This window comes from Sphingopyxis sp. OPL5 (assembly GCF_003797775.2).
In the GTDB taxonomy this organism is placed as follows: domain Bacteria; phylum Pseudomonadota; class Alphaproteobacteria; order Sphingomonadales; family Sphingomonadaceae; genus Sphingopyxis.
Window position 1 is genome coordinate 585,914 of record NZ_CP060725.1, and the last position, 18,394, is coordinate 604,307.

At 64.0% G+C, this 18,394-nt stretch carries 19 protein-coding genes; 6 read left to right on the forward strand and 13 right to left on the reverse strand.

Annotated features, from left to right (window positions below):
* Positions 1–7 precede the first annotated feature (7 nt).
* From EEB18_RS02820 to EEB18_RS02845, 6 genes are read right to left on the reverse strand one after another with little or no spacing between them, the layout of a single operon-like run.
* Positions 8–769 (reverse strand): SDR family NAD(P)-dependent oxidoreductase, encoded by a 762-nt coding sequence (locus tag EEB18_RS02820; protein WP_187140494.1) that lies wholly within the window; start codon positions 767–769, stop codon positions 8–10.
* A complete protein-coding gene (locus EEB18_RS02825; protein ID WP_187140493.1) occupies positions 766–1,548 on the reverse strand; it encodes an SDR family oxidoreductase in 783 nt (260 codons plus the stop codon). The genes EEB18_RS02820 and EEB18_RS02825 overlap by 4 nt, the downstream gene beginning before the upstream one ends.
* Positions 1,545–2,294: a 3'(2'),5'-bisphosphate nucleotidase CysQ gene (locus EEB18_RS02830; RefSeq protein WP_187140492.1), complete on the reverse strand. Its 750-nt coding sequence runs from the start codon at positions 2,292–2,294 to the stop codon at positions 1,545–1,547. The genes EEB18_RS02825 and EEB18_RS02830 overlap by 4 nt, the downstream gene beginning before the upstream one ends.
* Before the next feature lie 10 nt (positions 2,295–2,304).
* Positions 2,305–4,227 carry a sulfate adenylyltransferase subunit CysN gene (cysN, locus tag EEB18_RS02835; protein WP_187140491.1) on the reverse strand — a complete coding sequence of 641 codons (1,923 nt, stop codon included), beginning with the start codon at positions 4,225–4,227 and terminating at the stop codon, positions 2,305–2,307.
* Entirely contained in the window at positions 4,227–5,132 is a 906-nt protein-coding gene (gene cysD, locus EEB18_RS02840) for a sulfate adenylyltransferase subunit CysD (protein ID WP_187140490.1), read from the reverse strand. Before cysD ends, cysN begins: the two co-directional genes overlap by 1 nt.
* Complete coding sequence (locus EEB18_RS02845) at positions 5,129–5,905, reverse strand: SDR family NAD(P)-dependent oxidoreductase (RefSeq protein ID WP_222943140.1); 777 nt, start codon at positions 5,903–5,905, stop codon at positions 5,129–5,131. Before EEB18_RS02845 ends, cysD begins: the two co-directional genes overlap by 4 nt.
* Positions 5,906–6,192: 287 nt before the next feature.
* Between EEB18_RS02845 and EEB18_RS02850 the strand changes: the two genes are divergently transcribed.
* A complete protein-coding gene (locus EEB18_RS02850; protein ID WP_187140489.1) occupies positions 6,193–6,675 on the forward strand; it encodes an Lrp/AsnC family transcriptional regulator in 483 nt (160 codons plus the stop codon).
* Complete coding sequence (locus EEB18_RS02855) at positions 6,662–7,129, forward strand: Lrp/AsnC family transcriptional regulator (RefSeq protein ID WP_187140488.1); 468 nt, start codon at positions 6,662–6,664, stop codon at positions 7,127–7,129. Before EEB18_RS02850 ends, EEB18_RS02855 begins: the two co-directional genes overlap by 14 nt.
* Here the strand turns inward: EEB18_RS02855 and EEB18_RS02860 are convergent.
* Complete coding sequence (locus EEB18_RS02860) at positions 7,126–8,529, reverse strand: alpha/beta hydrolase domain-containing protein (RefSeq protein WP_187669068.1); 1,404 nt, start codon at positions 8,527–8,529, stop codon at positions 7,126–7,128. The genes EEB18_RS02855 and EEB18_RS02860 overlap by 4 nt on opposite strands.
* A 187-nt stretch (positions 8,530–8,716) precedes the next feature.
* On the opposite strand from EEB18_RS02860, the gene EEB18_RS02865 reads away from it, so the two are divergent.
* From EEB18_RS02865 to EEB18_RS02880, 4 genes are read left to right on the forward strand one after another with little or no spacing between them, the layout of a single operon-like run.
* Positions 8,717–9,160 carry a nuclear transport factor 2 family protein gene (locus tag EEB18_RS02865; RefSeq protein WP_187140486.1) on the forward strand — a complete coding sequence of 148 codons (444 nt, stop codon included), beginning with the start codon at positions 8,717–8,719 and terminating at the stop codon, positions 9,158–9,160.
* Positions 9,157–10,842: an FAD-binding protein gene (locus EEB18_RS02870; protein ID WP_262408088.1), complete on the forward strand. Its 1,686-nt coding sequence runs from the start codon at positions 9,157–9,159 to the stop codon at positions 10,840–10,842. Before EEB18_RS02865 ends, EEB18_RS02870 begins: the two co-directional genes overlap by 4 nt.
* Positions 10,839–11,831 carry an SDR family oxidoreductase gene (locus EEB18_RS02875; RefSeq protein WP_187140485.1) on the forward strand — a complete coding sequence of 331 codons (993 nt, stop codon included), beginning with the start codon at positions 10,839–10,841 and terminating at the stop codon, positions 11,829–11,831. Before EEB18_RS02870 ends, EEB18_RS02875 begins: the two co-directional genes overlap by 4 nt.
* Before the next feature lies 1 nt (position 11,832).
* Positions 11,833–12,300, forward strand: a complete 468-nt coding sequence (locus EEB18_RS02880; protein ID WP_187140484.1) for a nuclear transport factor 2 family protein — start codon at positions 11,833–11,835, stop codon at positions 12,298–12,300.
* Positions 12,301–12,338: 38 nt separating this feature from the next.
* On the opposite strand, the gene EEB18_RS02885 is transcribed toward EEB18_RS02880, so the two are convergent.
* The 6 genes from EEB18_RS02885 to EEB18_RS02910 all read right to left on the reverse strand — a co-directional run bounded on the left by EEB18_RS02885 (position 12,339) and on the right by EEB18_RS02910 (position 18,375).
* Positions 12,339–13,826, reverse strand: a complete 1,488-nt coding sequence (locus EEB18_RS02885; protein WP_187140483.1) for an NAD(P)(+) transhydrogenase (Re/Si-specific) subunit beta — start codon at positions 13,824–13,826, stop codon at positions 12,339–12,341.
* 1 nt (position 13,827) lies between these two features.
* Positions 13,828–14,109 carry a proton-translocating transhydrogenase family protein gene (locus EEB18_RS02890; RefSeq protein WP_039573456.1) on the reverse strand — a complete coding sequence of 94 codons (282 nt, stop codon included), beginning with the start codon at positions 14,107–14,109 and terminating at the stop codon, positions 13,828–13,830.
* Complete coding sequence (locus EEB18_RS02895; protein ID WP_187140482.1) at positions 14,109–14,339, reverse strand: hypothetical protein; 231 nt, start codon at positions 14,337–14,339, stop codon at positions 14,109–14,111. The genes EEB18_RS02890 and EEB18_RS02895 overlap by 1 nt, the downstream gene beginning before the upstream one ends.
* The gene (locus EEB18_RS02900; RefSeq protein WP_187140481.1) at positions 14,336–15,457 is read right to left on the reverse strand and encodes an NAD(P) transhydrogenase subunit alpha; all 1,122 of its coding nucleotides are present in this window, start codon (positions 15,455–15,457) and stop codon (positions 14,336–14,338) included. Before EEB18_RS02900 ends, EEB18_RS02895 begins: the two co-directional genes overlap by 4 nt.
* Positions 15,458–15,539: 82 nt before the next feature.
* Positions 15,540–17,765 (reverse strand): TonB-dependent receptor, encoded by a 2,226-nt coding sequence (locus EEB18_RS02905; protein ID WP_410468119.1) that lies wholly within the window; start codon positions 17,763–17,765, stop codon positions 15,540–15,542.
* A 73-nt stretch (positions 17,766–17,838) separates the two neighbouring features.
* On the reverse strand, positions 17,839–18,375 hold the full coding sequence (locus tag EEB18_RS02910) for a nuclear transport factor 2 family protein (protein WP_187140479.1): 537 nt from the start codon (positions 18,373–18,375) through the stop codon (positions 17,839–17,841).
* Positions 18,376–18,394: the final 19 nt, after the last annotated feature.

The following is an 18,394-nucleotide window of genomic DNA, read 5'->3' on the forward strand; positions in this document are numbered from 1 at the left end:
ACCGCTGTCAGGGTCCAGGCTCGGAAGGCACGAAGGTCGAGAGCAGCGCCGCATCGGCGATATGGGCCTGACCATTCACATATCCCGCGGCCGGACTGGCAAGCCACAACGCAAGCTCGGCCACATGCTGCGCCGAGCCCATGTCACGGAGCGCTACTCGCTGCAGGTCGGCCGGCGCAACAATACCGCTGTCCTCGCCCCCGATCATCGGGGTCGCGACCGCGCCCGGGCAGATGGCATTGATGCGCACGCCCCGTGCCGCAAAGGCGGGGGTGCAGGATTTGACGAGGCCGATCACGCCATGTTTGGCGGCACTGTACGCAGGGCTTTCGTGCAGGCCCAGCAGGCCCGCCGTCGACGATGTGACGACCACGGCGCCGCCAGGCCTCATCGCGGGAAGCAGGCTCTTGATGCCGAGAAAAACGCCCTTGAGGTTGATCGCGACATGACGGTCGAAAAGCGCCTCGTCGGTCGCCTCGAGGCCGTCCATGGGCCCGAGATATCCAGCGTTGAGAAAGGCCACATCGACGCCGCCTGCCGCATGCACCGCCGCTGCGACCATCGCCTCGTTCGCCGCCGCGCTGGCGACGTCGACTTCGATGGCGACCGCCCCATTCCCTATGTCGCCAGCCAGCTGTCGTACGCCTTCGGCGTTGAGATCGGCAGCAAAGACCCGGGCGCCCTCTTGCGCGAAGCGGATCGCAGCGGCCTTGCCGATACCCGAGGCCGCGCCGGTTACCAGCACGGCCTTCCCGGCAAATATGGTCATAGCGGCATATACTCCCCACCGTTCACATCGAGCGTCGCGCCCGTCACGCTGGAGAAATAGTCCGAAACGAGCGCAAGTGCAGCCCTTGCATATTCCTCGTCCGCCGGCACCCGGTTGAGGGCGAGGCCGCCGGCAATGCCGGCGATCGATTCCGATACGCTCGGGCCACCGTCGGCCTCCTGCTGCTCGAGCCAGGCCCGCGCGGGCGGACTGATCGTCCAGCCGAAGGAGGGCGTATTGAAGCGGATGTTCTTGGGCCCCAGTTCGATCGCGAGATAACGCGTCAGCGCCGACTGCGCCGCCTTCGTCGCGGCATAGCCGCCCTGGTTCATGACATGCTTGCGCGCGACCTGGCTGCCGATATTGACGATGGCGCCGCCGCCCTGGCGTTCCATCTGCGGAACCACCGCGCGGATCATGCGAAGCGTCCCGAGGACTGTCACGTCGAAGGCACGCGCAAGTTCGTCGAGATCGATGTCCATGACGGGCTTGATATCGCCCGGCCGATAGGCGCTGTTGACGAGCCCGTCGATCATCCCGAATGCTGCAACCGTCTGCTCGGCCACCGCCGCGCAGTCGGCATCGCTCGTGATGTCCGCCTGGATCGCGATCATTCGCGCGCCGGCGGGAGCCGATGCGGCGACCTCGGCCATGATCGCACCCGAGCGCGAGACCATCGCGACGTCCGCCCCGAGACGCGCCGCCTCTTCCGCGATGACGCGGCCGAGACCGGGCCCGATGCCGGTGATGATGACCGACTTGCCCGTAAGGAGCGTCATGCCGCGACTTGCTGCGGGAGCGCCTTCACCGCGGCAAGCACCGCTTCGGCATGGTCTTTCCGGCAGACGAGAAGGTCGGGCATATAGGTATCCGACTGGTTGTAGACGAGCGGACTGCCGTCGATCCGGCTGCAGTGGAGCCCATGGGCGAGCGCGACCGCAACCGGCGCGCAGCTGTCCCATTCGAACTGGCCGCCGCTGTGAAGATAGATATCGGCCTCACCGCGGACGATCGCCATCGCCTTGGCCCCGGCCGATCCCATCGGCACCAGTTCGGCGTCGAGGGCGGCGGCGACTTCGGTCGCCTCGCGCGCCGGACGCGTCCGGCTCACCACCATCCTGAGCCGTGCGGGCGCAGGCGGCACCGCCGCAGGCCGATCGGTGCGCAGGACAACTCCCGCTCCCGGAAGCGCCACCGCGCCGACAGTCGCGACTCCATCGATCGCAAGGCCCACATGCACCGCCCAGTCGGCGCGCGCCTCCCCATATTCGCGCGTGCCGTCGACCGGGTCGATAATCCAGACGCGCGACTTGCCGAGCCGTTCGTCGGTGTCCTTGCTTTCTTCGGAGAGCAGCCCGTCGTCGGGCCGCTGTTCGCGCAGCGCATGGACAAGGAACTGGTTGGCCGTCGCATCGCCGGCCTTTCCGAGCGCCTTGAGCGAGAGCATCCCGCTTTCGCGCACCGAGAGAAGGATCGCCCCAGCGCGCTCTGCGAGCTGCGTTGCAAGTTCCGCATCATCCAACATGGTCAGGACCTCACTTCAGCGGCATGATGGCGCGCACGATATATTCGGCGGCCTCCTGCGGCGACATTTCGACGGTGTTCACGCGGATCTCGGGCGATGTCGGAGCCTCATAGGGGCTGTCGATGCCCGTGAAGTTCTTGAGATCGCCCGCACGCGCCTTCTTGTAGAGTCCCTTGACGTCGCGCGCTTCGGCGACTTCGAGCGGCGTGTCGACGAATATCTCGATGAACTCGCCGTCGGGCATCATCGAGCGCACGAGCTCGCGGTCGGCCTTGAAGGGCGAGATGAAGGCGGTGATGACGATCAGGCCGGCATCCGCCATCAGCTTCGCAACCTCGCCGACGCGGCGGATATTCTCGATCCGGTCCGCTTCGGTGAAGCCGAGGTCCTTGTTGAGCCCGTGGCGGATATTGTCCCCGTCGAGAAGGAAGGTGTGGCGGTTCATGACCGCGAGGACCTTCTCGAGCTCGTTCGCGATCGTCGACTTGCCCGAACCCGACAGGCCGGTGAACCAGAGAACGCGCGGCTTCTGGTTCTTCAGCGCAGCATGCATGTCGCGGCTGATATCGGTCGACTGCCAATGGACATTCTGCGCACGGCGCAGGCTGAAATGCAGCATGCCGGCACCGACGGTGCGGTTCGTGATCTTGTCGATCAGGATATAGCCGCCGAGCGCGCGGTTGTCGTTATAGGCCTCGAAGACGAGCGGCTTGTCGGTCGAAATCTCGGCGACGCCAATCGCATTCAGTTCGAGGGTCTTGGCCGCCAGATGTTCCATCGTGTTGACGTTGATCTGATACTTCGGCTGCTGGACCGTGACCGACACGGTCTGGGAGCCCATCTTCAGCCAATAAGCGCGTCCGACATGCATCGGCTCGTCGTCCATCCAGACGATGGTGGATTCGAACTGGTCGGCCGCTTCGGGCGGACCATCGGCCGCGGCGATCACGTCGCCGCGCGAACAATCGACCTCGTCGGCGAGCGTCAGCGTCACCGACTGGCCCGCGACGGCTTCCTCAAGGTCGCCGTCGAGCGTGACGACGCGGCTGACGGTCGACGTCTTGCCGCTCGGCAGGATGCGGACGGCGTCGCCCGGCGCGATCCGACCAGTCGCGACCTGCCCCGAGAAACCGCGGAAGTCGAGGTTCGGACGGTTGACCCACTGGACCGGCATGCGGAACGGGCGCGCCTGCGCCGACAATTGGTCGACCTCGACCGTCTCGAGATGTTCCATCAGCGCCGGACCCTGGTACCAGGGGGTGTTGTCCGACGGGCCGGTGATATTGTTGCCCTTGAAACCCGAGATCGGGATCGCTGTGAATTCCTTGATGCCGATCGAGGTGGCGAAGGCGCGATAATCGGCCAGAATATCGTCGAAGACCTTCCGGTCGTAGCCGACGAGATCCATCTTGTTCACCGCAAGCACGATATTGCGGATTCCGATAAGGTGCGCGAGGAAGCTGTGCCGCCGCGTCTGCGTCAAGACACCCTTGCGCGCGTCGATCAGGATGACGGCCAGGTCGGCGGTCGAGGCGCCGGTGACCATGTTGCGCGTGTACTGCTCATGCCCCGGGGTATCGGCGACAATGAACTTGCGCTTCTCGGTGGTGAAGAAGCGGTAGGCGACATCGATGGTGATCCCCTGCTCGCGCTCGGCCGCGAGGCCGTCGACGAGCAGGGCAAAATCGATTTCGCCCCCCTGCGTACCGACACGCTTGCTGTCGGCCTCGAGCGCTGCCAGTTGATCCTCGAAGATCATCTTGCTGTCGTAGAGGAGGCGGCCGATCAGCGTCGACTTGCCGTCGTCGACCGAGCCGCAGGTGATGAAGCGCAGCAGCGTCTTGTGCTGATGCTGATCGAGATAGGCGTCGATATCTTCGGCGATGAGAGCATCGGTCTTGTAGACCGGCTCGTCGGTCAGGGTCTCGACCATCAGAAATACCCCTCTTGCTTCTTCTTCTCCATGCCAGCGCCGCCGGCATCCTTGTCGATCGCGCGGCCTTGCCTTTCGCTGGTCGTCGTCAGCAGCGTTTCCTGAATGATTTCGGACAGGGTAGCCGCCTCGCTCTCGACCGCTCCGGTGAGCGGGTAGCAGCCGAGGGTGCGGAAGCGGATCGACCGCTCGACGGGTACTTCGCCTTCTGCGAGCGGGAACCGTTCGTCATCGACCATCAGCAGCATCCCGTCGCGCTCGACGGTGGGCCTTGGCGCCGCGAAATAGAGCGGGACGATCGGAATGTCGTTGAGCTGGATATATTGCCAGACATCGAGCTCGGTCCAGTTCGAGATCGGGAAGACGCGGATGCTTTCGCCCTTGGCCTTGCGCGCGTTGTAGAGATTCCAGAGCTCAGGCCGCTGGTTTTTCGGGTCCCAGCCATGGCTCGCGGTGCGGAACGAGAAGATGCGCTCTTTCGCGCGGCTCTTTTCCTCGTCACGCCTTGCGCCGCCAAAGGCCGCGTCGAAGCCATATTTGTCGAGCGCCTGCTTCAGCCCCTCGGTTTTCCACATGTCGGTGTGAAGCGCCCCATGGTCGAACGGATTGATCCCGCGCTCGGCCGCTTCCGGATTCTGGTAGACGAGCAGATCCATGCCGATCTCGGCCGCCATCTTGTCGCGCAGCTCGTACATGGCCTTGAACTTCCACGTCGTATCGACGTGCAGCAGCGGAAACGGCGGCGGCGAAGGGTAGAAGGCCTTCCGCGCGAGATGGAGCATTACCGCGCTGTCCTTACCGACGCTGTAGAGCATCACCGGCCGTTCGACCTCGCTCACCACTTCACGCATGATGTGGATGGCCTCGGCTTCAAGCCGCTCGAGATGGGTAAGCGCGCGGGTCACAGGTTCCACCCCCCGTCGCAGCTGATCGTCTGCCCGGTCACATAACCGGCGCGTGCCGACGCAAGGAACACCGCCGTCTCGGCGACCTCCTCGGGAAGACCGTAGCGATGGAGCGCGATCGTCGCTTGCACCTGCTCATGCCAGGCGGCGTCGAAGGCGGTGTCCTTCAGGCGATGAAAGATGCCGGCATCGATCACGCCGATCGCGATCGTGTTGGCCCGGACGCCATTGCCGCCCTCCTCGCGGGCGATGCCCTTCATCAGCTGCTGGATCGCGCCCTTCGGAGCGACCGAGAGCACGTCGCGCTCGGGCCACTTCCCCACCCCGGCCGAACCGATGTGAACATAGGAGCCGCCCGACTTGCGAAGTTCGGGAAGGGTCGCGTGAACGATGTTGAAGAAGCCGTTTACATCATTGTCGACGACCTTGCGCCACTCGTCGGGCGTCACCTCATGGATCATCCGCATCTGGATGTCGTAGCCGGTCGCCACGATGACCGTGTGCAGACGGCCGAATTTGGCAACCAGTTCGGCCACCGCCTTCTGGATGCTGGCAGGATCGGTAACATCGAGCTGAACGAGCTCGACCTTGCCGCCATGTGTGGCAGCGTCGTTCGCCGCTTCGCTCGCGCCGTCGCGATTGTTGCGATAGGTGATGGCGACATTCGCGCCCGCTGCCGCAAGGCGCTCGGAAATGACCTGGCCGGTGCCTCCGCTGCCGCCGACGACGAGCGCAACGCCATCCGGAAAATCGGACCCAAGGGAACGAATCACGTCTCTCTCTCCCGTTTCATTCGATATTGATTGCCTAATTGCAGATCAAAACAGCTTTGTCGATACGCAACATGCTATTTTTAATGCATCGAAATGATCATTTGCGTATTTCAGGCGCTTGGATAGATCAGATACTGCGCCGAAGATCGATCCGCATCGCGATCCGACCGACATCGCGCGCAAATCACGGCATGTGCGCAGAACCGGGTGCCGCCCGGTGACGAGAATGAGCAAAATCGGCGCAAATACGATTGATTTGCGAAGGCCGTTCCCATAGTCCAGCAGCGATGAGCGAAACCCCAGTCAAGAAGCCGCTCGATGATCACGACGAGGCGATCATCGAACTGCTGCGAGAAGATGGCCGCATGGCGGTCCGGACGATTGCCGAGCGTGTCGGCCTCAACGAAGCGACGGTGCGTACCCGCATCAGGCGTCTTGAACAGGCTGGCATCATGCGCGTGGTCGCGCGCGTCGATCTCGGCTCGGCGGGCTATCCCTTTTCGGCGGTCGTCGGGCTCAAGATCAAGGGACGCTCGATCGACGAAGTCGGTCAGGATCTGCTGGCCTTTCCCGAGATTATCTCGATCCTGTCGGTGATCGGCCGCAACGATCTCGAAATCCAGATCATCGCGCCGACGACCGACGCGCTCAACGAGCTGCTGACAAACCGGATCCCTGCTATCTCCGGGATCATCTCGCTCGAGTCCGCGCTCGCGCTGAAAATCCACAAATATGTCCAGCCTTGGGGGCGCTTCGATGAAGGCAATTGAGCTCAGCGACCTCGATCGCCAGATCCTCGACCGGCTCTCGGTCGACGCGCGGCAGAGCAACCGCGAGATCGCGCGCGACCTCGGGATGACCGAGGGCACGATACGCGCCCGCCTGAAGCGGCTCTCGGACGAAAATGCGATCCACGTCACCGCGGTGACGAGCTACGATCATCTCCCCGACCCTCTCGTCGCTTACCTCTGGATCCATGTCGACACTGCCTTTCCGATGTCGGAAGTGATCGACGCGCTCGTCCAGCAGACCGAAATTTCCTACGTCGCCTCGCTTGTGGGGCGCGCCGATATTCTGGCGATCACATGGGTTCGCGATGCAAGCCAGCTGGCCGATTATCTGCACAATACGATCGACCGTATCCCGGGCATCGGCCGAATTCACTATGAGCTGACCCACCGCCTCATCAAGCACGACTATCGTCTGACGACGATCGTCCGCTAGCTGGCCTCACCGGCCCCGGCGTACCGGCTGGCCCAGTCCCAGGCCGCATCGCCGAGATCGATGATTTCGGCATGGTTGTCTTCGAGCAGGACGCCCGCTGCGACGGCCCGGTCGAGCGCGGCCCTAAACCGCGCGAGATAATCGGCGCGCCCACCCGGATAAAGCGCTTCGATCGCCTCGCGGCCGAGCGGACGCGATTGACCGGCGAGACGCGCGACGATGTCCGGGCTCGACGGCAGCGCCGAGTGCGCCATCAGCGGCGCGTCGGTCCAAGGCGAGCGAACCCCGCCCTCGGCGATCCCGGAAGCGTCCCTGCGGGCCGTGGCGGGTTCGGGCGCTGCAAGCGCGATCGGCGGAACGAGAGGCGGCGCGATGCCGTGGTCGATCCATTCGACGAGCCGGCGGAGCGCGGCCTGCGCGATGAAATATTGCTGCGGCGCGGCGTTGATCGGCTGCGCAAGTTCGCGTCCGAGAATATTCGCGCGCGGCCGCCAGACGAGACGGCGACGCGAAGGCGCGAGCCCGTCGACGTCATGTTCGGCGACCGAGAATATCGCCTGGTCCGAATGGGCCGAACCCGCGATCTCCCATATCCGGACATGGTCGCTCGGACGCTGGCGCGCATGCGCATAGCCGCCTTGCGGAAGGCCGAGATCGAGAACGTCGGTTTCCGACAGGATGGCGAGGAGCGGTATGTCGAAGTCGGTTCGAAAGCCGACGCCGCTGTTGGCCGGCGGCGCATAGATGTCGGGCGCTTCAAGTGGGGCGACGCCATCGAAGCGCGCATGGACGAGATAGCCTCGACAAGCCGCGCTTCCGGCAAATACATTGAAGAAGCTCGTCAGGAACCAGGCCGACTGGGAGACGCCGGTGGCGATGGCGTAGCGATAGCCCGAGCTTCCGAAGAGCTTGCCCGGCTCGCGTTCGATCGCAGCGAGCGCCTGCGCGAAGATGTCGAAGGAGAAGGCATCGCCCGGATGATCAAGCCGCGCGTAGCGACCGGGGTCGGCCGCTCGCAGCGGAAGATTGCCGATGCCGAGATCGCCCCCGCCGCCCTCGATACCTCCGAGCTGGCACGAAATACCGACATAGGCGTGGCCGGCGCGGATCGCTTCGCGGTGCAAATTGGCCCATGCAGCTGCGACGTCGCCCCCCGAACTTATGTTGAGCCATTCGGCGAGAACGATGCCGCTGAAGCGATCGGGATTGGAGGGCCGGAAGACGACCAGCCGCGTGACGAAACCGGCCCTTGTTTCGCTGTCGGCGCTCCAGCGGCCGTCCGTACCGGCCCCGCTCAGCCGGAAAGAGGATGCAGTGCCGGAGAGTTCGAACTCTGCGGCGACATAGCCTTGCGACGCGAGATCGAACGCGCCGGCGCGAAGCTCCGGCATCCCCGGCATGGCAGCAAGCATGGCCCCCTCTCCATCAGCAATGTGCAGACGCCTGCATCCGCAAGACACGAAATCGATGGATCGCGCTTCTGTTCGCTACAGGTTTTACGCAAAGCATCATTTTTTGAGATAGTAATTATGTTTTGCGTTGACAAGCCGCGGCGACTCCCTGAAAATCGGCGCAGGGAGATTGGATATGGAAGACGACGCGCGGCGCCAGCATATTCGCGGGCTGTTCGAACAATTGATCGCTGCCTACGGCAGCAAGGATTTCGAGACCTTCGCTCGCTTCGTCGATCCCGATGCGCTGTTCGAATGGCCCTATCTGCCGCTCAAGGAATTCCCGACGACGATGAAGGGCCGCGATGCCTTCATCGAGACGTCCAAGACCGGGATGGCGAACAGCGACGGCTATAATCACAAGGTCGACCGCTTCTACGACCAGCTCGACCCAAACACACTGATCGTCGAATATCACTCGGATTCGGTCGTCAAACCGTCGGGCGACCGATACGCCAACACCTATCTCGGCATCCTGCGCTTCGAGGGCGACCTCGTCGTCTACTGGAAGGAGTATGTGAACCCCCTTCCGATCCTCGAGACCTATGGAAACTTCGTCAACGAGGCTGCCAGTTCGTGACCACGCCGGCTCAGAAGACCGTCGATATTCTCGTCGTTGGCACGGGAGCCGGGGCGATGGTTGCCGCCGCGACGGCAGCAGCGCGCGGTGCCAGCGTTCTGATGATCGAAAAGACCCCGCTTTACGGCGGCAGTTCGGCGGCATCGGGCGGCGGCGTCTGGATTCCCGCGAGCGACTCCGCGATCGCGCAGGGCCAGTCCGATTCCCCCGACGAGGCCTTCACCTATATCAAGAGCCTGACCGGCAACACGGTGGCCGATGCCAAGATCCGGGCCTTCGTCGAGAACGCACGGTTCATGGTGCGGCATGTCGAGAGCATCTCCGATCTCCGCTTCACCGCCATTCCCTATACCGATTACCATGCCGAAAATCCTGGCGGCAAAATGGGCTTTCGCAGCCACGAGACCAACACGCTCAACGCGCGGCGTCTTCCGCGCCGGGATTTCGAGACGCTTCGCCCGACGCATCCCGCAGCTGCGCTGTTCGGCTACATCCCCTGGACGACCATGGAAGCCGCGCCGATGGTGACCCGAGGTCCGGGCTGGATGCGGACCATGGCGAAGGTGTTGTGGCGCTACTATAGCGACGTGGGCCAGCGCCTGCGATCGAAGCGCAGCCGCTTTCTCGTTTTCGGCAATGCGATCGCGGGCCATCTGAAACTTGCTTTCGACCGCGACGGGGGTGAGCTCTGGCTCGGTGCGGCGCTGAAGGAACTGACGCGCGACGCGAGCGGCCGTGTCACGGGCGCGGTGATCGAGCGTGGCGGGGCGGCCGTGACGGTGACCGCGACGCGCGGTGTCATCCTCGGCGCGGGCGGCTTCGAGCGGAACCAGGCGATGCGCGACCGCTATCTACCAGGCGAAGGCCGACCCGAATGGTCGGGAGGACAGGAAGGCAATACCGGCGACGCGATCGAGGCCGGAATAAGGATCGGCGCCGCGACCGATCTTATGGCCGAAGCCTGGTGGGCGCCGACGCTCAGCGTTCCGGGCGAACCGCGCGGGCGCCCTCTGTTCTACGAGCGGGCGCTTCCGGGCAACATCATTGTGAATCAGCGCGGCGAGCGCTTCATGAACGAGGCGCGAAGCTACGATATCGCCGGCAAGGCGATGATCGACGCGGACCGGCCCGATGCGCGCACGATCCCGTCGTGGATCGTCCTCGATGCGCGGTTCCGCAGCAAATATCCGATGGGTCCGCTCATCCCGGTCTTCCCGGACTGGACCCTACCCGCGCGCTTCCGGTCGATGTATCTGAAGGCGCCGACGTTGAAAGCGCTGGCCGGGCAGATGGGGGTTCCGCCCGCCGCGCTCGAGGCGACGGTCGCCCGGTTCAACGGCTTTGCCCGCAGCGGCGAGGATGCGGATTTCGGACGCGGCGGTGCTGCCTATGACCGATATTATGGCGACCAGTCGGTGAAGCCCAACCCCAATCTCGCTCCGATCGACCAGGCGCCCTTCTATGCGCTCAAGGTCTATCCCGGCGATATCGGGACCAAGGGCGGGCTGGCGACCGACGAGGCAGCGCGCGTTCTCGACGGCCAGGGCGCACCGATCCCCGGTCTTTATGCCATCGGCAACAATGCCGCGTCGGTGATGGGGCCCGCCTATCCCGGAGCGGGTTCGACCCTCGGGCCCGCCATGACCTTCGGCTTCCTCGCGGTACAGGATATTTTGCGATGAAATCCATATTGATCACCGGTGCATCGAGCGGCTTCGGCCGCGGCGTCTCGGTCGAGCTCGCGCAGCGCGGCTGGCGCGTTTTCGCCGCGATGCGCGATACCGGGAAAAGTGGCAGTCTGATCGAGGCCGCCGAAGCCGGCGGTGTCGCCGACCGCATCGAGGTCGTGGAGCTCGACGTCACGGTCCCGGCGTCGGTCGAGGCGGCTGTTGCCGATGTTCTCGCCCGCTGCGGCGGCACGCTCGATGGGCTTCTCAACAATGCCGGCTATTCCGTGCTGGGCGCCTTCGAAGACCTCAGCGATGCCGACTGCCGCCAGCAGATGGAAACCAACTTTTTCGGCGTGCTGGCGGTGACCCGCGCGGTGCTCCCGTCGATGCGTGACGCCGGGCATGGGCGGATCGTCGTCGTGACGAGCAACGCCGTCAATTCGCCGCATCCGCTTCTGACCATGTATGCCGCTTCGAAATGGGCACTGGAGGGCTGGGCCGAAGGCCTCGCCATGGAAATCGCTCCCTATGGCGTCGATCTCGCGCTCATTCAGCCCGGCGCCCACCGCACCGAATTTGCCGGCAATGTCCAGTTCGTGTCGGGAACCGGCGGTGCCTATGCCCAATGGATCGAAGGCGCGCTTCCGGGGATTTCGAACCTCGACGCATGGGGCCGGGACCCGGCCCTGGCGATCGGACCGATCGCGGACGCGGTGACCGCGCCCGCCGTCCCGTTCCGGCAGCAGCTTGGCGAGGATTCGAAGATTTTTGCGATGCTCAAGGGCAATATGCCGTTCGAGACACGCGCACTCCTGCTTCGCGCGATCTGCGGTCTCCCGGCGCCAGGCGCTTTCACCGGCGGCGAGGCCGCCGGCAGCGCCGATTATCCGGTCCTTTCGCAGGTACTCGCCAAGTTCGTCGGCAGCGCCGTCAAGGACGCTGGCCTCGCGGAAACTGTTGCACGAAGCTTCGGGATCGCGCCGACCACCGCTGGTGGGTGACATGGCTGGCGACACGGAGGCTCGCCTCCGGCGCATCGAGGACCGGTTTGCCATCGCCGATCTCGAGGCCGATTATGCGGCGCTGTGGGATTTTGGCGATGCCGAGGGCTGGAGCCGCCTCTATGTCGAGGACGGCCGCTTCGAGATCGTTGAAGCCGGCGCGATGCCGGCGGTGAAGCTCGTTGGCCGATCCGAACTGCAAGCCTTCTGCGCCGACATTTCGAAGCAGTGGACAGGACTTCATTTCATGCATCCGCCGCGGGTCGACATCGGCGACGGCGACGCGACGTCGCTCATATTCTTCGAGTTCCGGCATTTGCGCACCGGCGGCGATGGCCACGTCCGGCAGGGTCTTGTCGGCGGTTTCTACCGCACTTGTTATGTGCGAACGATGGAGGGCTGGCGCATCAGCTCGCGCGTCGAGCATCCCGTCTTCGAGAATGGGAGCAACAGCTACAATTTTCGCTAGTGCCCGCCGCGCCTTAGTGCCCGCTGCCGTCTGGGGCCTTAGTGGCCGCTACCGCTCAGCGCCTTGACGATATCGTCGGCCATCTTCTTGGCATCGCCGAGCAGCATCATCGTCTGGTCCATGTAAAAGACGTCGTTGTCGACGCCGGCATAGCCGACCCCGCCCATCGAGCGCTTCACGAACAGCACCGTCTTGGCATTGGCGACGTCGAGGATCGGCATGCCGTAGATCGGCGACGACTTGTCGGTCTTCGCCGCGGGGTTGGTCACGTCGTTGGCGCCGATGACGAAGGCTACGTCGCATTGCGCGAACTCGCCATTGATGTCCTCGAGCTCGAACACCTCGTCATAGGGCACGTTCGCTTCGGCCAGCAGGACGTTCATATGGCCGGGCATACGGCCCGCGACCGGATGGATCGCATATTTGACGTTCACGCCCTCTTTCTTGAGCTGGTCGGCCATTTCGCGGAGTGCATGCTGCGCCTGCGCGACCGCCATGCCGTAACCGGGGACGATGATGACATTTTCGGCCTGGCTCATCAGGAAGGCGGCATCGTCGGGGCTGCCCGGCTTCCACGGGCGCTGTTCCTTCGACCCGCCCGAGCTTGCTGCGGCATCGTCGCCGCCGAAACCGCCCGCGATCACGCTGATGAAGCTGCGGTTCATCGCGCGGCACATGATGTACGACAGGATCGCACCCGACGAGCCGACGAGTGCGCCGGTGATGATCATCGCGGTGTTGCCGAGCGTAAAGCCCATCGCCGCCGCAGCCCAGCCCGAATAGCTGTTCAGCATCGACACGACGACGGGCATGTCGGCGCCGCCGATCGGGATGATCAGCAGGAAGCCGATCGCGAAGCTGAGGCCCGTGATCGTCCAGAACACCCAGGGCGACTGGTCCTGCGTGAAATAGGCGGTCAGCGCGACAATCGCGGCGAGCGTGCCGAGGTTGATGATATGCCGTCCGGGCAGCATGATCGGCGAACCCGACATATTGCCGTTGAGCTTGAGGAAGGCGATGACCGAGCCCGAAAAGGTGATCGCGCCGATCGCGATGCCGAGGCCCATTTCGACACGGCTGACGACATGGATCTGCCCCGCGGCATCGGCGATGCCGAAAGCGACGGGATTGAGATAGGCGGCGGCCGCCACCGCGACCGCGGCGAGACCGACAAGGCTGTGGAACGCCGCGACGAGCTGCGGCATCGCGGTCATCGCGATCCTGCGCGCCATCAAGATGCCGATCACGGCGCCGATGCCGATGGCCGCGAGGATTTCGACCAGCCCGACCGTATCGAGGAGCCCGTCGGCGGTCGCCGGCGCGTGGGTGAGCAGCGTGGTCACGACCGCGATCAGCATGCCCGCCATACCGAAGCGGTTACCGGCCTGCGCCGTCGCCGGGCTCGACAGCCCGCGCAGCGCGAGGATGAACAGGACGCCCGCTACCAGATAGGCAACCGCCGCCCAGGGATTGACCGCGAGGCCATGGCCGCCGGTCGCGGCGGAAAGGATCGACTGAAACTCCATCTCAGCGCTCCTTCTTCTTGTACATCGCGAGCATGCGCGCGGTGACCGCGAAGCCGCCGAAGATATTGATGCTGGCCATCACGACCGCAGCGAGGCCGAGCCATTTCGACGAGGCCGATCCCGCAGCGGCGCTGGCGATCAGTGCGCCGACGATGATCACCGACGAAATCGCGTTGGTGACGCTCATCAGCGGCGTGTGCAGCGCCGGAGTCACCGACCAGACGACGAAATAGCCGACAAAGCATGCCAGGACGAAAATCGAGAATATTGCGATGAAATCCATCACTTGCTTCCCGAAACTCGGCGCGGCGAAGGGGCGCCATCGCCGATCCGCAAAGCTTCGATCTCCGCTTGGCGAATATAGTCCCTGAAGCCCTCCAGAATGGCTTCGCTGTTTCGCTCCGAGCTATCGAAACCATCGGCCGCGCCGGGCGGGGGAGCCTCGTACCCGATCAGGAAAACGACGAGAACGAAAATCGCGAGAAGTCCGATACCGAACAATATGGCAGTCATGTCATCAGCCTTTCGTGAACGATTCTGCCGCTCTGCGTCAGTCGAACGGCGGTCCCGATTTCCTCGTCAAGCACGGGCTTGCCCGCTTCCTTGTCCCAGAAGGCCGACAGGAAGTTGAACAGGTTGCGGCTGAACAGCGCGCTGGTGTCGGCGGGCATCAGCGCGGCGATATTCTTCGCGCCGATCACGGTGACGCCGTGGATCTTCTTCGCCTCGCCCGAAACCACGCCCTCGACATTGCCGCCGCTTTCGGCCGCCATGTCGACGATCACGCTGCCGGTGCGCATAGTCGCGAGTTGCGCGTCCGAAATCAGCCGCGGCGCGGGGCGCCCCGGGATCAGCGCGGTGGTGATGACGATGTCCTGCTTGGCGATGTGCGACGACACGAGTTCGGCCTGCGCCGCCTTATATTCGTCGGACATTTCGGTGGCATAGCCACCCGCGCCCTCACCCTCGATGCCGGCGACGGCCTCGACGAAGATCGGCTTGGCGCCGAGCGACATGATCTGTTCCTTGGTCGCCGAACGCACGTCGGTCGCGCTGACCTGTGCCCCCAGCCGGCGCGCGGTCGCGATCGCCTGAAGCCCGGCGACGCCGACGCCCATCACGAACGCCTTGGCGGCGCTGACGGTGCCCGCCGCGGTCATCATCATCGGGAAGGCACGGCCATAGGCGTTGGCGGCGATCAGCACCGCCTTGTAGCCCGCAAGGTTCGCCTGGCTCGACAAGATGTCCATCGACTGCGCGCGCGTGATGCGCGGCATGAATTCCACCGCCAGCGCTTCGAGCCCAAGCTTGGCATATTCGTCGACGCGTGCACGCTCGCCGAACGGGTTGAGGCCCGCCGCCAGCCAGGCGCCGTCGGCAAAGCCCTTCAGCCCCTTGGGATCGGGTCCCTGAATGCCGAGGATGATGTTCGCGCTTTTCAGCACATCGGCGCGCGAGGCAACGCTCGCACCCGCGGCGGCATAATCGGCGTCAGCGATCGACGCCTGCTCCCCTGCCCCGGCTTCAACGGCAACTTCAGCACCCAGCCCGATGAATTTCTTCACGGTTTCCGGGGTCGCGGCGACGCGGGTCTCGCCGGGGGCGAGCTCCTTCAAGACAGCGATGCGCATCTTCGGCGAGCCTCCCAACTCGTCCTGCCCCGGTTGGCGACGCCCGCTTTCGCAAGACGTGCACCACCGGTCGCGGCAGGTTTCAGAACTTCAAGGAAACCTGCCCGACGATCTCGCGCGGACGGCCCTGACGGGCGGAAATGGCGGGCGTATAATTGGCGGTCCCGACATAGTAATTCTTGTCGGACAGGTTCGAGGCGATGAGGCTCATCCCCCAGCGATCGTCGGCGCTCGTCCATCCGATGCGGGCATTGAGAAGGCTGTACCCCTTCTGCTGCTCGGGATATCCCGAAACGCCATTCACGCCATCATTGGCTGCCGTGAAGAAGACCCGCGACTGGAGATGGACATCGGCGCCTGCGTTGAGACGCCCCGCTCCGCTAAGATCGAATTCGTAGCTGCCACCGAGCGTGGCCGACCATTTGGGAGCATTGTTGAGCCGCATTCCCGACGCATCGAAGCTTCCGAACGTCGGGACGAACGCGTTGAGATATTCGCGGTAGCGCGCGTCGAGATAGGCAAGATTGGCATGCAGGGTCAGCCCGCCCGCCGGCTTGGCTACGAACTCCGCCTCGATGCCCTTGACCCGTGCGGTCGCTGCATTCTGCGTGCGGGCGCCGAACGAGGCCCCGTTCTGTACGAAACTTTGCACCTGAAGGTCGGTATAGTCGTAGTAGAAGGCCGTAAGATTGGCGCGAAGGCGGCGATCGAGCCAGTCGCTCTTGACCCCGATCTCGTAGGACCAGAGTTTCTCGGGTCCATAGCCCGCCGAGGCGTCGGCGGCGTTGCTGGCGCCATAGTCATAGCCGCCGCTCTTGAAGCCGCGCGTCGCCGACACGTAGACCAGCAGGTTATTCGAGGGCTTGAAGTTGATGCCGAACTTCGGCGTCAACGCATTGTCGCGCCGACGCGTGTCGACAATGAAGGGGTCGGGAATGCCCGGTGCACCGCTGATCGGGAATGCCGCCTCGACGACGTCGGGGTCAGGGTCCGTGGAGGCCGTGAAACGGTCTTCAAGTTCGTAGCGCTTGCGCTCCGTCGTGTAACGCAGTCCGGACACGACGGAAAGCTGCTCGGAAATGTGGAACTCGCCCTGCCCGAAGAATGCCACCGAATCCGCCCGCAGCAGCGGGCGCTGCACATGCGAGGCTCCAAAGGGATAGAGCGTCAGTGTAAGAGGCTCGCGGTTCCGCTCCTCGAAATAATAGGCGCCGAGAACCCAATCCAAGCTCTCACTCTTCCCGACGAGGTTGAATTCCTGGCTGAACTGGCTCTGGCGGATGGGCGCGACAAGGTTGCGAAAGAGCGTGATCGAACTTGAATCGGCGTCGGCGTCGATCGACCCGCGGAAGCCGCGGTACGCCGACAGGCTGCGCAGATCGATACCATCGGCAAGTTCGATCTCGATTTCTGCCGATACGCCGTGGTTCTTGAGCACGGTATGGCTGACACCATCGAGCGACACTTTGTCGGGATCACCGAGGATCGAATCGTCCAGCGGAACCCCGACGGGACCGATGAGTTTCGGATATCCGCCAAAAGCACCCGACTGGCGGGAATAGTCGGCGCGAAGGGTTACCCGCGCGCCTTCGCCCAACGGCACGAGTAGCTGTCCGCGAATGCCGCGCGACTTCAGATCTTCCATGTCGTTGCCGGTCGAGACATTCTCGCGGAAGGCATCATGCCCCGAGAGGTCCGCAGCGAGACTGGCTGCGACGCCGCCTTTACCGATCGGGCCTGATACATAGGCCTTCAAGGCATAGCGGTCGTAGCTGCCATATTCGCCGCGGACCTCGGCGGTAAACTCGTCCGATGGGCGGCGCGAGACGATGTTGATCGTGCCGCCGACCGAGTTGCGTCCATAGAGGGTGCCCTGCGGTCCGCGGAGGACTTCGATACGCTCGACGTCGAGAAAGTCGTTGAGATAGCCGAGGGGGCGAGCGAGATAGACGCCGTCGAGGTGCATCGTCGTGCTCGGATCCGAGCCGATGAAGACGCTGTTCGAGCCGATGCCGCGGACATAGAGCTGCGTGTAGCCGCTGAGGTCGGAGACCTGCAGGCTGGGGACATAGGCTTTCAGATCCTGAACGTCGCGGATGCCGCGCGCGGCGAGTTCCTCGCCCGACACAGCGGTGACCGCGATCGGCGTCGACTGCAGGCGCGTTTCGCCCATCTTCGTCGCGGTAACGACAATGTCCGAGACGCCCTGATCGTCCTGGCCTTCAGCCGCTGCCTGCGCGAACGCGGCATGCGGCACCGCCAGCGCGGCGGCAAAGGCGAGCGCCGAAAGGCCGTAGTTCACTCTCATCATATCCTCCCCGCTGCCGCAGCAGCGGCAGGTGATTGTCGTTCTTGCAAAAATTGCCCAGTGCGGCTGCGGATCAGGCCGGCTGAATGCCCTGCATCACCCCATCGAGAATGCGGCGCTTCATCGGCCGCACCCATTCGGTCTCGAGCCTTTCGTTGAGCAGCCCGGCTTCCTTGAGTTCATCGCAGAGCTTCATCTGGTGGCCGATATCGAACAGATCATATTGCGACGAGAATTTGCCGTCGCCGCCATAGGTGATGAAGCTCACGCCCTCGGTTTCATAGAAACTGCCATCGGGGCGCGTGCCGGGACCGCGATTGACCCAGCGGCTGAAGATGCGTTCGCCGTTGACGGCGAAGTCGACGATCGGGAAGCTCCAGCCCGTCCAGCCCGAGCCGACGTCCATATCGCGGCCATAGTGGGTCGCGCGGATCTCGTCCCGGCTTCGGGCGAAGACCGGCATGATGCCGCCATAGGGGCAATAATAGGTCGCATCTTCGTGGTAGAATTCGTCGGCGATCCACGCCCAGTGGTTGCGCTTCTCGGCCTCGACGAACGCCTCGCGCAGACCCTCGATCGCGCGTTCAACCTCTTCCCGTGGATACGTCATTTTGCTCTCCTGAATTTTC

Excerpts from the sequence above, each read along its gene's own strand:
- EEB18_RS02825 (WP_187140493.1), bottom strand. The coding sequence starts at position 1,548 with ATGACGCTCCTTACGGGCAAGTCGGTCATCATCACCGGCATCGGGCCC.
- EEB18_RS02905 (WP_410468119.1), bottom strand. The coding sequence starts at position 17,765 with ATGAGAGTGAACTACGGCCTTTCGGCGCTCGCCTTTGCCGCCGCGCTG.
- EEB18_RS02885 (WP_187140483.1), bottom strand. The coding sequence starts at position 13,826 with ATGGAGTTTCAGTCGATCCTTTCCGCCGCGACCGGCGGCCATGGCCTC.
- cysN (WP_187140491.1), bottom strand. The coding sequence starts at position 4,227 with ATGGTCGAGACCCTGACCGACGAGCCGGTCTACAAGACCGATGCTCTC.
- EEB18_RS02865 (WP_187140486.1), top strand. The coding sequence starts at position 8,717 with ATGGAAGACGACGCGCGGCGCCAGCATATTCGCGGGCTGTTCGAACAA.
- EEB18_RS02875 (WP_187140485.1), top strand. The coding sequence starts at position 10,839 with ATGAAATCCATATTGATCACCGGTGCATCGAGCGGCTTCGGCCGCGGC.
- EEB18_RS02860 (WP_187669068.1), bottom strand. The coding sequence starts at position 8,529 with ATGCCGGGGATGCCGGAGCTTCGCGCCGGCGCGTTCGATCTCGCGTCG.
- EEB18_RS02850 (WP_187140489.1), top strand. The coding sequence starts at position 6,193 with ATGAGCGAAACCCCAGTCAAGAAGCCGCTCGATGATCACGACGAGGCG.
- EEB18_RS02895 (WP_187140482.1), bottom strand. The coding sequence starts at position 14,339 with ATGACTGCCATATTGTTCGGTATCGGACTTCTCGCGATTTTCGTTCTC.
- EEB18_RS02855 (WP_187140488.1), top strand. The coding sequence starts at position 6,662 with ATGAAGGCAATTGAGCTCAGCGACCTCGATCGCCAGATCCTCGACCGG.
- EEB18_RS02830 (WP_187140492.1), bottom strand. The coding sequence starts at position 2,294 with ATGTTGGATGATGCGGAACTTGCAACGCAGCTCGCAGAGCGCGCTGGG.
- EEB18_RS02890 (WP_039573456.1), bottom strand. The coding sequence starts at position 14,109 with ATGGATTTCATCGCAATATTCTCGATTTTCGTCCTGGCATGCTTTGTC.
- EEB18_RS02900 (WP_187140481.1), bottom strand. The coding sequence starts at position 15,457 with ATGCGCATCGCTGTCTTGAAGGAGCTCGCCCCCGGCGAGACCCGCGTC.
- EEB18_RS02880 (WP_187140484.1), top strand. The coding sequence starts at position 11,833 with ATGGCTGGCGACACGGAGGCTCGCCTCCGGCGCATCGAGGACCGGTTT.
- EEB18_RS02820 (WP_187140494.1), bottom strand. The coding sequence starts at position 769 with ATGACCATATTTGCCGGGAAGGCCGTGCTGGTAACCGGCGCGGCCTCG.
- EEB18_RS02910 (WP_187140479.1), bottom strand. The coding sequence starts at position 18,375 with ATGACGTATCCACGGGAAGAGGTTGAACGCGCGATCGAGGGTCTGCGC.